At 32.5% G+C, this 16037-nt stretch carries 10 protein-coding genes; 8 read left to right on the top strand and 2 right to left on the bottom strand.

The features are described 5' to 3' along the window. Positions 1–81: 81 nt before the first annotated feature. Positions 82–1326 (top strand): Glu/Leu/Phe/Val family dehydrogenase, encoded by a 1245-nt coding sequence (locus ISP02_RS08730; protein ID WP_195721184.1) that lies wholly within the window; start codon positions 82–84, stop codon positions 1324–1326. A gap of 80 nt (positions 1327–1406) precedes the next feature. Here ISP02_RS08730 and argH read toward each other — a convergent pair whose 3' ends face one another. Next, on the bottom strand, positions 1407–2783 hold the full coding sequence (argH, locus tag ISP02_RS08725; protein WP_195721183.1) for an argininosuccinate lyase: 1377 nt from the start codon (positions 2781–2783) through the stop codon (positions 1407–1409). Continuing rightward, on the bottom strand, positions 2776–3978 hold the full coding sequence (locus ISP02_RS08720; protein ID WP_195721182.1) for an argininosuccinate synthase: 1203 nt from the start codon (positions 3976–3978) through the stop codon (positions 2776–2778). The genes argH and ISP02_RS08720 overlap by 8 nt, the downstream gene beginning before the upstream one ends. Before the next feature lie 335 nt (positions 3979–4313). Between ISP02_RS08720 and ISP02_RS08715 the strand changes: the two genes are divergently transcribed. The 7 genes from ISP02_RS08715 (at position 4314) to ISP02_RS08685 (ending at position 15994) form a co-directional block, all read left to right on the top strand. Next, positions 4314–5645 (top strand): glucose-6-phosphate isomerase, encoded by a 1332-nt coding sequence (locus tag ISP02_RS08715; RefSeq protein ID WP_195721181.1) that lies wholly within the window; start codon positions 4314–4316, stop codon positions 5643–5645. A 236-nt stretch (positions 5646–5881) separates the two neighbouring features. Beyond that, positions 5882–6457 carry a TVP38/TMEM64 family protein gene (locus ISP02_RS08710; protein WP_195721180.1) on the top strand — a complete coding sequence of 192 codons (576 nt, stop codon included), beginning with the start codon at positions 5882–5884 and terminating at the stop codon, positions 6455–6457. 4 nt (positions 6458–6461) lie between these two features. Beyond that, complete coding sequence (lepB, locus tag ISP02_RS08705) at positions 6462–6983, top strand: signal peptidase I (RefSeq protein ID WP_195721179.1); 522 nt, start codon at positions 6462–6464, stop codon at positions 6981–6983. Between the two features lie 18 nt (positions 6984–7001). Then, complete coding sequence (gene lepB / locus ISP02_RS08700) at positions 7002–7577, top strand: signal peptidase I (RefSeq protein WP_195721178.1); 576 nt, start codon at positions 7002–7004, stop codon at positions 7575–7577. Positions 7578–7696: 119 nt separating this feature from the next. After that, a complete protein-coding gene (gene addB, locus ISP02_RS08695; protein WP_195721177.1) occupies positions 7697–11170 on the top strand; it encodes a helicase-exonuclease AddAB subunit AddB in 3474 nt (1157 codons plus the stop codon). Continuing rightward, positions 11163–14819 carry a helicase-exonuclease AddAB subunit AddA gene (gene addA, locus ISP02_RS08690; RefSeq protein WP_195721176.1) on the top strand — a complete coding sequence of 1219 codons (3657 nt, stop codon included), beginning with the start codon at positions 11163–11165 and terminating at the stop codon, positions 14817–14819. Before addB ends, addA begins: the two co-directional genes overlap by 8 nt. Before the next feature lie 266 nt (positions 14820–15085). Continuing rightward, the gene (locus ISP02_RS08685; RefSeq protein ID WP_195721175.1) at positions 15086–15994 is read left to right on the top strand and encodes a fumarylacetoacetate hydrolase family protein; all 909 of its coding nucleotides are present in this window, start codon (positions 15086–15088) and stop codon (positions 15992–15994) included. The last annotated feature ends 43 nt before the right edge of the window (positions 15995–16037 follow it).

The following is a 16037-nucleotide window of genomic DNA, read 5'->3' as shown; positions in this document are numbered from 1 at the left end:
TACACTTTAAAAAGCAAAAAGTTATGTTACAATTACTATGAAAGCGAAATCATTAGTTACGAAAAAGAGGCGAAATGAATCATGACTGAGAATAATAATTTGGTTACTTCTACACAAGATATTATTAAGGAAGCTTTGCACAAATTGGGTTTTGATGATGGAATGTACGACTTAATCAAAGAACCATTAAGATTTTTACAAGTGAGAATACCAGTAAGAATGGATGATGGGACTGTTAAAACTTTTACTGGTTATCGCGCACAGCATAATGATGCTGTTGGACCAACTAAAGGTGGAGTTAGATTTCACCCAGATGTTGATGAAGAGGAAGTAAAAGCATTGTCAATGTGGATGTCATTAAAATGTGGAATTGTTAACTTACCATATGGTGGCGGTAAAGGTGGAATCGTCTGCGATCCACGTCAAATGAGTATTCATGAGGTAGAACGTTTATCGCGTGGATACGTTAGAGCAATATCTCAATTTGTGGGACCTACTAAAGATATTCCTGCACCGGATGTTTTTACCAATTCTCAAATTATGGCATGGATGATGGATGAATATAGTTCTCTAGATAAATTTAACTCACCAGGCTTTATTACAGGTAAGCCAATTGTTTTAGGTGGTTCACAAGGACGTGATCGTTCTACAGCATTAGGTGTTGTTATTGCTATTGAAGAAGCTGCTAAAAGAAGAAATAAACAAGTAGAAGGAGCTCGTGTAGTTATTCAAGGATTTGGTAACGCAGGGAGTTTCTTAGCTAAATTCCTATATGACATGGGTGCTAAAATTGTTGGTATTTCAGATGCTTATGGGGCATTACATGATCCTGAAGGTTTAGATATTGATTACTTATTAGATCGTAGAGACAGTTTCGGTACAGTTACTAATTTATTTGAAGAAACGATTTCAAACAAAGCATTATTTGAAATCGATTGTGATATTTTAGTTCCTGCAGCGATTGCTAACCAAATTACTGCTGACAATGCACATGATATTAAAGCAGACGTAGTAGTAGAAGCTGCGAATGGACCTACAACTCCAGAAGGTACTAGAATTTTAACAGAGCGTGGCAAATTATTAGTCCCAGACGTACTTGCAAGTGCCGGTGGCGTAACAGTTTCCTACTTCGAATGGGTTCAAAATAACCAAGGTTACTATTGGACGGAAGAGGAAGTTAACGAAAAATTACGTGAAAAATTAGTTACTGCATTCGATACGATATACGAGTTAGCTCAAAATCGTAAAATTGATATGCGCTTAGCTGCATATATCGTAGGTATTAAACGTACTGCAGAAGCTGCTCGTTACCGCGGTTGGGCTTAAAAAGCTTAAAAATTTCTCAAAATCGTAAAACTATCAATAAATAAAGTAGCCATAGAAGTTATAACTTCTATGGCTACTATTTATTTTAGTTGATTTTTAATCATTTCAAGTTGATATTTTACTGCATCTTGACCAGTCGAACCATGGCTAATTCTACGACTTACACAATTTTCAGGCTTTAAAAATGAATAAATGTCATCTTCGATTGAAGGATGTGCTTCTTGGTAACGTGTAAGAGGTACATCTAATAAATATTTATTATTTTGAATGCACCACAATACAATGTTACCGACTATTTCATGTGCTGTTCTAAATGGAACATTTTTAGTCACTAAATAATCAGCGAGTTCTGTAGCATTTGAAAAATCATTGTGTATAGTATCTTTTAAATGGTCAACATTTATCGTCATGGAATCAATCATGCCTTCAAATATACGTAATGAACCTTTAATCGTATGAATTGCATCGAATAGACCTTCCTTATCTTCTTGCATATCTTTGTTATAGGCTAGTGGCAATCCTTTTAAAGTCATTAACATGCTCGTTAAATGACCAGCAGTTCTACCAACTTTACCTCTTATCAATTCAGCCATATCGGGATTTTTCTTTTGAGGCATAATTGATGAACCTGTAGAAAATGCATCTGATAAAGTAACAAAATTAGCTTCTGTAGAAGACCAGAAAATAATCTCTTCGGCAAAACGAGATAAATGGACCATAGTTAAAGAAATATTGTGTAACGTTTCTACGATATAATCACGGTCGCTTACCGCATCCATACTATTTTCGTAGAGTGCATCAAACCCTAATAATTCTTGCGTCATTCGACGATCTATTGGGTAAGTAGTACCACTTAAAGCAGCGGCGCCAAGTGGTGAAATATCAATTCGTTTTAAACTATCATTAAATCTACCTTTATCCCTCTCTAACATCCAATAATAAGTTAAAAGGTGATGAGACAAAGAGATTGGTTGGGCTCTTTGTAAATGCGTATATCCAGGCATTATAGTGTTAACGTGCTGCTCTGCTACGTTAACAATAGTTTTTTGAAATGACGTAATTAATTCGATGATTGTTGAAACCTGTTCCTTTGTATATAGGTGCATATCGGTTGCAACTTGGTCATTTCTACTACGTCCAGTGTGAAGTTTACCACCTGTATCACCAATACGTTTGATTAATTCATGTTCAATATTTAAATGAATATCCTCTAATGAAACATCAAATGCAATATTACCTTCTTTAAAGTCTGACAATATTTGCTTTAATCCTGTAATAATATCATCACTCTCTTTTTGAGAAATGATATTTTGCTGGGCTAACATTTGGGCGTGCGCAATACTACCTTCGATATCTTGTTTAATCAAAGTTTTGTCGAAATATATAGATGCGTTAAATTCATCCACCCAGTCTTCGGGTTTTTCTTTGAATCTACCTCCCCATGCTTTCTCACTCATTGTGATAACCTCCGTGTAACATAGAGTTTACTTGAGTTGGTAAGCCATAGATTTCTATGAATCCTACTGCAGATTCTTGGTTAAAGGCATCTTCTTTAGTATAAGTAGCTAATTTTTCATTGTATAAAGTGTAAGGTGATTTTCTACCATTTACTACAGCATTACCTTTATAAAGTTTAATTTTTACTTCACCTGTAACATGGTTTTGTGTACTATCTATGAATGTTTTTAAGCTATCTGTTAAAGGTGAGAACCACAATGCATTATATACTTGTTCTGAAAGTTGTTTTTCAATAACAGGTTTAAAATGTGCCACGTCTTTAGTTAAGGTAATTGTTTCAAGTGCTTTATGTGCTTTTACAATAACTTCCGCAGCGGGTGTTTCGTATACTTCTCTAGATTTTATACCTACAAGTCTGTTTTCTACATGGTCAATTCTACCAATACCATGTTTACCTGCAATTTTATTTAATTTTAAGATTAATTTAGTTAGAGATAGTGTTTCACCATTTAAAGCGGTTGGCAAACCATGTTCAAAAGATAATACTAATTCTTCTGCTTGGTCTGGTGTATTTTCTAATGCATTTGTTAAATCATATGCATCCTCTGGCGGTGTTGCATATGGATCTTCTAAAATGCCACATTCATTACTTCTCCCCCAAAGGTTTTGGTCAATAGAATATGGAGAGTCATGTTGAATTGGTACAGGGATATTATGTTTGAGTGCATAATCGATCTCTTCTTCACGGCTCCATGCCCATTCTCTGACTGGAGCAAAAACTTTTAAATCTGGATTTAAAGCTTTAATTGATACTTCGAAACGTACTTGGTCGTTACCTTTACCAGTACAACCATGTGCGATGCCTACAGCGTCAGTTTTGTCTGCAATTTCAACTAGTTTTTTAGAGATTAGTGGTCTTGAAAGAGCAGATACTAATGGATATGCACCTTCATACATTAAATTACCTTTTATTGCATAAGCAACATAATCAGCACTAAACTCTTCAGTAGCATCTATAATGTGACATTCAACTGCTCCCATATCTAATGCTTTTTGATGTACAATATCTAAATCTTTACCTTCGCCAACATCTAAACAACAGGCTACAACATCATAGCCTTTCTCTATCAACCAATGTACTGCCACGCTCGTATCTAAACCGCCTGAATATGCTAAAACTATTTTTTGTTTCATATAGGACACCTCATTCATAATTTTTAAGTTGTAAGTTAATAAAACTAGAATAACAAAAAGTGAATGAAAATAAAACCATTATTTTACATAAATATACAAATATTTTATTTTTACGAAATTTATCGTTCTTCTATTTCAATAATATGTAGTTATATTAACGCTTTTTACAGATAAATAAAAATGTATATTTTTATGCATATGATATAGAAATATGATATAAATTTAACTAACTAGTTTTTTCTGCAATTTAAGTGAGGCGATAGGCTAGTTGTTTGAATACTAATTTCAAAGTTAGTAAAATAATATGTGAACCCAATATACAGGAGGCAATTTACATGACTCATATACAGTTAGATTATGGTAAAACTTTAGAATTTTTTAACGAACATGAATTAGAACAACAAAAAGATATCGTTAAATCAATACATCATACGATTCACGAAGGTACAGGAGCTGGCAATGATTTCTTAGGCTGGATAGATCTTCCTGTTGATTATGATAAAGAAGAATTTTCACGTATTTTAGAGGCTTCTAAACGCGTTAAAGAACATTCAGATGTTTTTGTAGTTATTGGTATCGGTGGCTCTTATTTAGGTGCACGCGCAGCAATTGAAATGCTAACTTCATCATTTAGAAATATTGATGAATATCCTGAAATTGTATTTGTAGGTAATCATTTATCTTCATCTTATACACAAGAATTAATAGACTATTTAGATGATAAAGATTTCTCAGTAAATGTTATTTCAAAATCAGGTACAACTACAGAACCTGCTGTAGCGTTTAGATTATTTAAACAATTAGTAGAAGACAAATATGGTAAAGAAGAAGCGAAAAAACGTATCTTTGCTACAACTGATAAAGAAAAAGGTGCTTTAAAACAATTAGCTACTAATGAAGGCTATGAAACTTTCGTCGTTCCTGATGATGTTGGTGGACGTTACTCTGTATTGACTGCAGTAGGTTTATTACCAATCGCAGTAGCAGGCATCGACATTGAAACAATGATGCAAGGTGCTGCTAAAGCAAGAGAAGAACTTTCTTCTGAAAACTTAGAAGATAATATTGCATATCAATATGCGACAATCCGTAATATTTTATATGCAAAAGGTTATACAACTGAAATGCTTATTAACTATGAACCTTCTATGCAATACTTTAATGAATGGTGGAAACAATTATTTGGTGAATCTGAAGGTAAAGACTATAAAGGTGTATATCCTTCAAGCGCTAACTACACTACTGACTTACACTCATTAGGACAATATGTTCAAGAAGGTAGACGTTTCTTGTTTGAAACGGTAGTTAAAGTTAATAATCCTAAACATAACATTACTATTGAAAAAGACAAAGAAGACTTAGACGGTTTAAATTATTTAGCTGGCAAAACTATCGATGAAGTTAATACTAAAGCCTTCGAAGGCACTTTATTAGCTCATACAGATGGTGGCGTTCCTAATTTAGTTGTTAATATTCCTAAATTAGATGAAGAAACATTTGGTTATGTTGTTTACTTCTTTGAACTTGCATGTGCAATGAGTGGTTACCAATTAGGTGTTAATCCATTTAACCAACCTGGTGTTGAAGCATATAAACAAAATATGTTTGCATTATTAGGTAAACCAGGCTTCGAAGATAAAAAACAAGAATTAGAACAACGTCTATAATTTAACGATTATATTAAGCGCAAGATAAATTAATTAATAAGAGCGGTGATAGAATCTACACAAGTTAGATGATGTCATCGCTTTTTTAATTGTCTTTACTCAATTTAATAGATCCTATATAAGAAAGACAGCTACTACTGCAAAAATGAATTATCGAGATAAAAAGGGTTTAGCATTTAAAATCTATGCAAAACAACTTATAATATATATCAATAGCGAGGATGAGGATTGATTTAATGTCGACAGTACAAGTTAAAGAGTGGTTTGATGCATTTGGGAGCGTAGGGTATCTCGTTGGATTTTTGCTGCCATTTATAGAAGCTTTTGTACCTATCTTACCGTTAATCGTATTTGTAATCGTAAATGTTAATGTTTATGGATTTGTGGTAGGCATGATATTAGCATGGTTAGGAACTGTGCTCGGTAGTTTTATTATGTTCTTAATCTTTAGGAAATTGTCTAATTCAAAATATATGAAGCGACTTAAGAAACGTAAATCAGCAGAAAGATTGATTAAATATATTGATGATCATAGCTTTATACCTATATTTATACTGTTTTGTTTCCCTTTTACGCCTAGTGCTTTAGTAAATTTAATTGCTAGCGTATCTAACATTAAATCTGTGCACTATTTATGGGTGCTTACTTTGTCTAAATTAGTCATGATTAGTCTTGTAGGATGGTTAGGCAAAGATATTTCTACTCTGTTTACAAATCCATTACGCATTACTATCGTTGCGATAATTGTAATAGTCGTTTGGTTTGGAGGAAGAAAACTGGAAAAGCACTTTATGCATTCAACTGAGGAGTGACTACATGAGAAAAATGATAAATCATTTGATTTCTATTATTTTTGCGATTATTATAGTTTTATTGCTGCAAGCATTTGTAATTACTGGTACAGTTATGCACAATAGTAGTATGTCTCCAATGTTGAAGAATGGGGACCGTTTAATCGTTAATAAAATAACTACGACTTTTAACCTATTGAAAAACAATGACATAATTATGTATCATCATAATGGACGTACATATGTTGCTCGTGTAATTGGTAAGCCCGGACAATCTATCACTTTTAAAAACGGAAAGTTGTTAAGAGATGATAGGCAAGTAGAAGAACCCTATGTTCAAGGTAATAGCATCCATAATTTGACATTGCGTCAAATTAAAGGTTCTGAAAGTGATATCGTACCTACTAATAATTATTTTGTATTGAATGATTATCGCCAAAATCAGCAAGATTCAAGGAATTTTGGTTATATTAATAAAAAAGATATAATTGGTGAGGTGTCTTTACGATATTACCCATTTAAGAAGTTCACTTTAGATTTTAAATAAATAGATGAGGTGTGAAACGTGAAAAAAGAAATAACTGAATGGATCATATCAATTGTTGTAGCAGTGGCATTGGTATTGTTCATTGTCAATTTTGTCGCAAAAGCTTATACCGTTAAAGGGGACTCGATGGATCCTACTTTGAAAGATGGTGAGCGTGTTATCGTAAATTTATTTGATTATAGATTTAACGATATTAAAAAAGGTAACGTTATCGTCTTCCATGCAACTAAAAAAGATGACTACGTTAAACGTGTAATTGGGACACCGGGAGATAATATCGAATATAAAAAAGACCAATTATATGTTAATGGTAATAAAGTAAAAGAGCCATACCTAGATTATAATGAAAAGCATAAACAGTACGAATACATTACAGGTAACCTCAAACTTAAAGATTTGCCAAACGCTAATGGTCAAAATAAAATACCTAAAGGTAAATTACTAGTGCTAGGTGATAATCGTGAAGTAAGTAAAGATAGTCGTTCATTTGGTCTAATTGACAAAGATACAGTTGTAGGTAAAGTGTCATTTAGATTCTGGCCATTCAGTGATTTTAAATTTGGCTTTGATCCCGATACGAATTACAATAAATAAAAAAGAAGAATTAGTTGACGAGTACAAAGTTAACTAATTCTTCTTTTTTATGCTAATAGAGCACAATTAATTTTGAACTTTATGTGTTAAAATATGACTCAAAGGAGTGGAGCTAGATCATGGAATTGAATGCATATATTGGTAGAGCAGGAACTGGTAAATCTTATAAAATGATAGAAAATATTAAAGCCGATATGAAAAAAGATCCTTTAGGTGATCCAATAGTCTTAATCGCGCCAACACAAAATACGTTCCAATTAGAACAGGCATTTGTTGATGATCCAGAATTAAATGGTAGTTTAAGGACCGAAGTTTTACACTTTGAGCGATTGAGTTATCGTATCTTCCAAGAAGTTGGGGGATTAATGGAAGAGCAATTATCAAAAGCTGCTACACAAATGATGATTTATGATATTATTCAACATCATAAAAATGACTTGAAACTATATCAATCACAAGTTAAATATTATGGTTTCAGTGAGAAATTGTATGAACAAATTCAAGATTTTAAAAAGTATGCAGTTTCTCCACAACAGTTAGAAGATTATATTGCTGAAAACAACTTACAAACGAGAACACGACATAAATTACAAGATATTGCATTAGTATACAAACAACTTGAACAGCGAGTTAATGGGCAATATGTTTCTACCGAAGATACTTTACAACGTTTTGTTACTATGATGGAGCAATCAGAGTGGCTTAGTCGTGCTCAAATATACATAGATGGGTTTCATAATTTCTCTACCTTAGAATATGACATGATTAAAGGTTTGGTAAAACAATGCCGCCAAGTCACTATACTTTTAACGACAGATGGTGATAAAGATCCATTCAGTTTATATAGAAAACCTTCAGAATCTTTAAGCCATATTGAAGGTATTGCTGAAGATTTGAATATTCCATTAAACATACAAAGTTTCACAGAACAACAGCGATTTAATAATATCGATCTACAACATTTGGAACTAAATTTTAATGCATTACAATTTGAACCCCAAAAATCACAACATCATATTAATATCTATGAATCATCAAACATGCGTGAAGAAATAAACGAGGTTGCTCGTCAAATATTGCGTGAAAATAGGACGTTTGGTCGTAGATTTCAAGATATAGCTATTTTATATAGAGATGAGTCTTATGCTTATTTAATGGAATCTATTTTTCCACAATATGATATCCCTTACCATATAGATTTGAAAAAACCTATGACTCATCATCCCGTCATGGAAATGTTCCGTTCGCTTATCGAAGTGTTACAAACGAATTGGAATTTTGAGCCATTGATGCGCCTGTTTAAAACAGATGTATTAACGCAATCTGTAGAAAACAGTGATTATCTCATCAATATATTAGAAAATTTCGTGCTCGAACGTGGTATTTACGGTAAGCGTTGGTTAGATGACAAATATTTTGAAATTGAACGTTTTAATAAGATGGGGATTAAGCGACAACCACTTACTGATGAAGAACGACAAACTTTTGAACGCGTTGTTAAATTAAAAGATAACGTAGTAAATAAAATTATGGCTTTCGAGGAACGTATGAGTAATGCTCAAACTGCTGTTGAATTTGCTAGTGCATTTTATGAAGCAATTGAATCGTTTGAGTTACCAAGTCAACTTATGGCAGAAAGAGACAGGTTAGATGCATCACAATCACATACTGAAGCAGAAGAATTAGATCAAGTGTGGAATGGTTTTATTCAAACCTTAGACGATTTAGTTTTAGTATTTAAAGAACAATCAATAACAAAAACTAGATTTTTAGAATTATTAGATATTGGATTAGAGCAACTTGAATTTAGCATGATACCTCAAATGCTAGATCAAGTGAATGTAGGTACAATGGATTTAGCTAAAGTTGATAATAAAGCGAAAGTTTACCTTGTCGGCGTTAATGACGGTGTTATACCACAACCAGTACAATCATCTGGATTAATGACTGACGAGGAGAAAAAATATTTCCAAGATCAGTCACAATTAGAACTAAGCCCTACTGCGGATATACTACAAATGGATGAAGCTTTTGTGTGTTATATAGCAATGACTAGGGCGACGACTGATATCACATTTTCTTATAGTTTAATGGGAACTAATGGTGATGAGAAAGAACTGAGCCCTTTTATTAGTCAAATCAAAGCATTATATACGGATTTGGAAATTCAGAATATTCATCATTTGCACCAGTTAAATCCTTTAACTTTAATGGAACATCCACATCAAGCTAAGATTGCGTTATTTGAGGCTTTGAAAGCGTGGTTGGATGAAGAAATCGTTGCCGAAACTTGGTTAGACACTTATTTAGTAATGCAAGATGATAAAAGATTAAACCAAGGGCTAGATTATCTCCTAACGGCATTGACGTATGACAATGAAACAGTTCAATTGAGTGAATCATTGTCGAAATCATTATACGGAGAGAAAATAAATGCTAGTGTTTCTCGTTTTGAAGGCTATTTATCTTGTCCGTTTAAACATTTTGCATCGCATGGGTTGAGGTTAAATGAAAGAACTAAATATAAACTTGAAAATTTTGATTTAGGTGATATTTTCCACCAAGTCTTGAAATATATTTCCGAGCAAGTTAATGGTCAATTTAACAAATTAACACATAAAGTGATACATGAGTTAACAACAAAAGCGTTAGAAGAAATATTACCAGAAGTACAATTTAATGTCTTAAACTCAACTGCTTATTATCGTTATTTATCGCAACGTATTGGCGCAATTGTAGAAACGACGTTAACTGCGCTGCAATATCAAGGGAGCCATTCTAAATTTAAACCTACTAGATTTGAAGCTAGTTTTAGAAAAAGTCCGAAAAATAATGAAGAACTGTATGCGCAACCTTTAATTACAAAACAAGGTGTACCAATTAATATTAGAGGTCAAATTGATCGCATTGATACTTATAATAAAAATGATGAAAGTTTTGTTAATATTATAGATTACAAATCATCAAAATATAGTGGAACATTAGATTTAACAAAAGTATATTATGGTATGCAGATGCAAATGATGACTTATATGGATATCGTGCTACAAAATAAAACCAGATTAGGATTAAATAAAGTTACAAAACCCGGGGGCTTATTATATTTCCATGTACATGAACCACGTATTAAATTAGCATGGAAAGAATTACAAGAAGAAAAACGTACCTCAGAATTTTTAAATGCTTTCAAACTAAATGGCTTATTAAACAATGATACTAATGTGTTGGATGCTTTAGATGATAGAATTGAACCAAGTTTTACTTCAGATATTGTGCCGGTTGGCTTAAAAAAAGACGGTACTGTAAAAAGTAATAGTAAAGTAGCAGATGAAGCGACTATATATAAATTTATTGCACATAATAAACAAAATTTTATCGAAACTGCAAATAATATTATGGACGGCCATACAGAGGTGGCGCCATTAAAATATAATCAAACGTTACCGTGTCAGTATTGTAACTATAAATCTGTATGTCACGTTGATGGTATGATAGACCAAAAACGTTACCGCCAAGTAGATGAAACGATTAATCCTCTTGAAGCGATACAACAAGTGGAGATAGAAAGTGAGGAAGACGTGCAAAATGACTGAAATTCCTAAAAAACCCAGTTATGCACAATGGACTGATAATCAATGGAAAAGTATTTACGCTAAAAATCAAGACATTTTAGTAGCTGCAGCTGCTGGTTCAGGGAAAACTGCGGTACTGGTAGAAAGAATCATTCAACGAATATTGCGCGATGAAGTAGATGTCGACCGATTGCTCGTCGTTACCTTCACTAACGCTAGTGCACGAGAAATGAAACACCGAGTCGAGAATCGTATTAATGAAGCATCGCTTATAGATCCCACGAATGAACATCTAAAAAACCAACGTGTTAAAATACATCAAGCACAAATTTCTACATTACATAGTTTTTGTTTGAAATTAATTCAACAACATTATGACGTTTTAGATGTAGACCCTAACTTTAGAACGAGTAGTGAAGCAGAAAATATTTTATTGTTAGAACAAACAATAGATGAAGTGTTAGAACAACATTACGATAAGCTAGACTCAGACTTCGTAGATTTAACAGAGCAATTATCATCAGACAGAAATGATGAACAGCTTAGAAATATTATTAAGCAAATGTACAATTTTAGTGTCGCTAACCCTTACCCTTTTGCATGGTTGAACTCACTTGCCGAACCCTATAATCATGAATCACAACAAGATAATTTATTACAATTGCTTAGTGACTTGGCTACAATATTTTTAACTTCTGCTGAAGAAGCATTAAATAAAAGTTACGATTTATTTATGATGTTAGAAGAGGTTGATAAACAAGTTGATATTGTAGAAAGAGAACGTCAATTTTTAACTCAAGCAATGGAAGATGGCATATTAAACACTGAATTAATTGCGAATCATCAATTTGAACCACGTTTTCCTGCTAAAAATAAAAAAATAAAAGAAGCTAATGAATTAAACATAGATATATATGATAGTGCGAAAAGCCATTATGATAATTACAAATTGCTAGTCACAAAGGTACAAGATGATTACTTTTCAAGAGAAGCGGAAAGCTTAAAAAATGATATGCAACAACTTAAACCTAGAGTAAGTTATTTAGCTCAAATCACAGCGGATGTCATTGCACAATTTAATAGTAAAAAGCGTAGTAGAAACCTTATTGATTTTGCTGATTATGAACATTTTGCGTTAAAAATATTAACAAATGATGATGGTACGCCTTCGGAAATAGCGCAACAGTTATCAACGCAAATTGACGAAATACTTGTAGATGAATACCAAGATACGAATAGAGTACAAGAGCAAATTTTATCTTGTATTAAAAGAGGGCAAGACAGTGATGGTAATTTGTTTATGGTAGGAGACGTTAAACAATCGATTTATAAGTTTAGACAAGCAGATCCGAGTTTATTTATCGAAAAGTATAATCGATTTAATGTAGACGGCCAAAATAGTGGTTTACGCATTGATTTATCACAAAATTTTAGATCGCGGAAAGAAGTATTAAGCACAACTAATTATTTATTTAAGCATATGATGGATAGCCAAGTAGGTGAAATAGAGTATGATGAAGCGGCGCAATTATATTACGGTGCTGATTTTGATGATACCAATATACCGTTGCATTTAGATGTATTAATTGAAGACAGTGAATCAGACTTAACAGGTGTCGAACAAGAAGCTGAGTATATAGTGCAACATGTTCAACAGATCATGAATGAACGTGAAGTGTATGATATAAAGTTAGGTAAATATCGACAACCTACATATAAAGATATTGTTATTTTGGAAAGGTCATATAGTCAAGCAAGACGTATACAACAAGCATTTAAAGATCACGACATTCCATTCCACGTCAATAGTAAAGAAGGGTATTTTGAACAAACTGAAGTACGTTTAATATTGTCCTTCTTAAGAACAGTAGATAATCCATTACAAGATATTTATTTAGTTGGATTAATGCGTTCAGTAGTTTACCAATTTACAGAAGATGAATTATCTAATATTAGAGTGTTTAGTCCGAGCGACGACTATTTCTATCAATCGATTAACAACTATATGAATAATGAAGTAGCTAATAAAAAGCTTGTAAAAAAATTACAATACTTTATGGATGATTTAGCCATGTATCAAAAGTATAGTCAACATCACCCAGTTTATAAGTTAATTGATAAGTTTTATAATGATCACTTTGTTATTCAATATTTTAGTGGGTTAATTGGTGGCAAAGGTAGAAGAGCTAATTTATATGGCTTATTTAATAAAGCTATCGAATTTGAAAATTCTAGTTTCAGAGGATTATATCAATTTATAAGATTTATAGACGAATTAATTGAGCGTGGTAAAGATTTTGGTGAAGAAAATGTTATCGGACCTAATGATGACGTTGTTCGAATGATGACCGTCCATAGTAGTAAAGGATTAGAATTTCCATTTGTAATTTACTCCGGTTTGTCAAGAAAGTTCCGAAGGGATGATTTGAATAAATCTGTTATTTTAAATCAACAATATGGTCTAGGTATGAATTATTTTGATGTAGCACACAATGTAAGTTATCCTTCGTTAGCCTCTGTGACCTTAAAAGCCATAGCAGAAAAAGAATTGATTTCAGAAGAGATGAGACTTATCTATGTTGCTTTAACTAGAGCAAAAGAGCAGTTGTTTTTAGTTGGTAGGATTAAAGATAATAAAGAATTAGAACAATGGGAACAAGTACCTATTTCTAATGACTATTTACCTGTTAGTTATAGATTGACAGCACAACGCCCTATAGATCTCATTTATCCGATATTAACAAAACACCAATCGACTTCAATACCATCTGATTTACAGTTTGAAAAGGATATTGACGCTTTAGATAGCAATGTTAGACCAGTCGTGATAATTCATACAGACAACTACGAAGATATCGCGAGTGAATATGTTTCTGACGTTGTATCACAACGTACCGTTCAAGATATTAAAAATGAAGCTACTAACGATAGTGAATTGCAGGCTCAAATACACAAACAATTAAGTTATGAATATCCTTATCAAAATGATGTGCACAAAGCATCTAAACAATCAGTCTCAGAATTGAAACGTCAATTAGAGACTGAAGAAGCGGGCACAGATTATAACCGAGTAAGACAATATCGCGTAGGTTCGACTACTTATGAACGACCAAGCTTTTTAAATCACTACACAAAACGTAAAGCAAATGAAATAGGAACGTTGATGCATACTGTTATGCAACATTTGCCGTTCAAAGTAGAACGATTGAGTACAGAAGAAGTAAACGTATATATCGACGACTTAATCAATAAAAATATCATTGCTTCTGATGCTAAAGCGGATATCAATATTTCGGAAATAGAACAATTTATAAAAAGTGATCTTTATTTAGATATTGCAAAAAGTGATGCTGTTTATAGGGAATTACCTTTTATAGTTAATCAAGGAAAAGTAGACCATGTATCTGAAATTGAAGAAGACATTTCAATAATTCAAGGTATGATAGATTTAATTTTCGTTAAAGATGGTTTGTATTATTTTGTCGATTATAAAACAGATGTCTTTAATAGACGACGTGGTATGACTGATGACGAAATAGGTAAACAATTAAGAGATCGATATAAAATCCAAATGACTTATTATAAAAACACATTAGAAACTATCTTAAATACTGAAGTAAAAGGTTATCTATATTTCTTTAAATATGGCCAATTATCAATTGAAGAATAAAGTTTAGTATTATGTAGTCGTTGCTAATCATTGTAAACACTGTAAAGTTAATAGTTTAGCTTGCTTAATTAACTCTATTAGTCAAAAATTGATGTGTAAATAGAATAACATAGGGAATTATCAATAATAATGTAATGATATTCGGTTACACAGCGAACTAAATTTATTGTGAATTTTAACAAAGTCAACCTATTCATTTATTTGTTATTTAATGAGAATTATAGTTATAATATGAAGTAAGATAAAATTTGAGGAGCTGATAGTGAATGAAATTTTTATCATTCAGACATGAAGGTCAAACATCCTACGGTGTTAAAGTTAAACGTGAAGAGGCTGCATGGGATTTAAAACGTGTATTTGCAGACTTTGCTGAAGGTGAATTTCATCCGAAGACGTTGTTAAATGGTTTACAACAAAATCAATTAGTTGATTTCCAAGAACAAGTGAGAAAAGCTGTTGTAGCTGCCGAAGACAGTGGTAAAGGTGAAGATTATAAAGTGCAATTTTCAGACATAGAATTTTTACCACCGGTAACACCGACTAATAATGTAATTGCTTTTGGACGTAATTATCAAGATCATGCAAATGAATTAAATAATGAAGTTCAACGGTTATATGTCTTTACTAAAGCGGCATCTTCATTAACTGGTGATAATAGTATAATTCCAAATCATAAAGATATTACTGATAAATTAGATTATGAAGGTGAATTAGGTATTGTTATTGGTAAAGATGGAGAGAAGATACCTAAAGGTTTAGCTTTAGACTATGTATATGGTTATACTATAATTAATGACGTGACTGACCGTAATGCTCAAAAATCACATGACCAAGCCTTTTTATCTAAGAGTTTAACTGGTGGTTGTCCGATTGGACCTTACATCGTAACTAAAGATGAGTTACCTACACCTGAAGACGTTAATATCGTTACTAAGGTTAATAATGAAATTCGTCAAGATGGTAATACAGGCCAAATGATTTTAAAAATAGATGAATTAATAGAAGAAATTTCTAAATACGTTGCGCTACACCCTGGAGATATTATTGCTACTGGTACTCCTGCTGGTGTAGGTGCAGGTATGAACCCACCTAAGTTTTTGCAACCAGGTGATGAAGTTAAAGTAACAATTGATAATATCGGTACGTTAACAAACTACATTGCTAAAGATGAATAATTAGTATAATTTGTGACAGGGTAACTGCGAATATGCGGTTATC

Source organism: Staphylococcus durrellii (assembly GCF_015594545.1).
Lineage (GTDB): Bacteria > Bacillota > Bacilli > Staphylococcales > Staphylococcaceae > Staphylococcus > Staphylococcus durrellii.
Note: the sequence above shows the minus strand (reverse complement) of the source record. Positions and strands in the feature narration are given on the sequence as shown.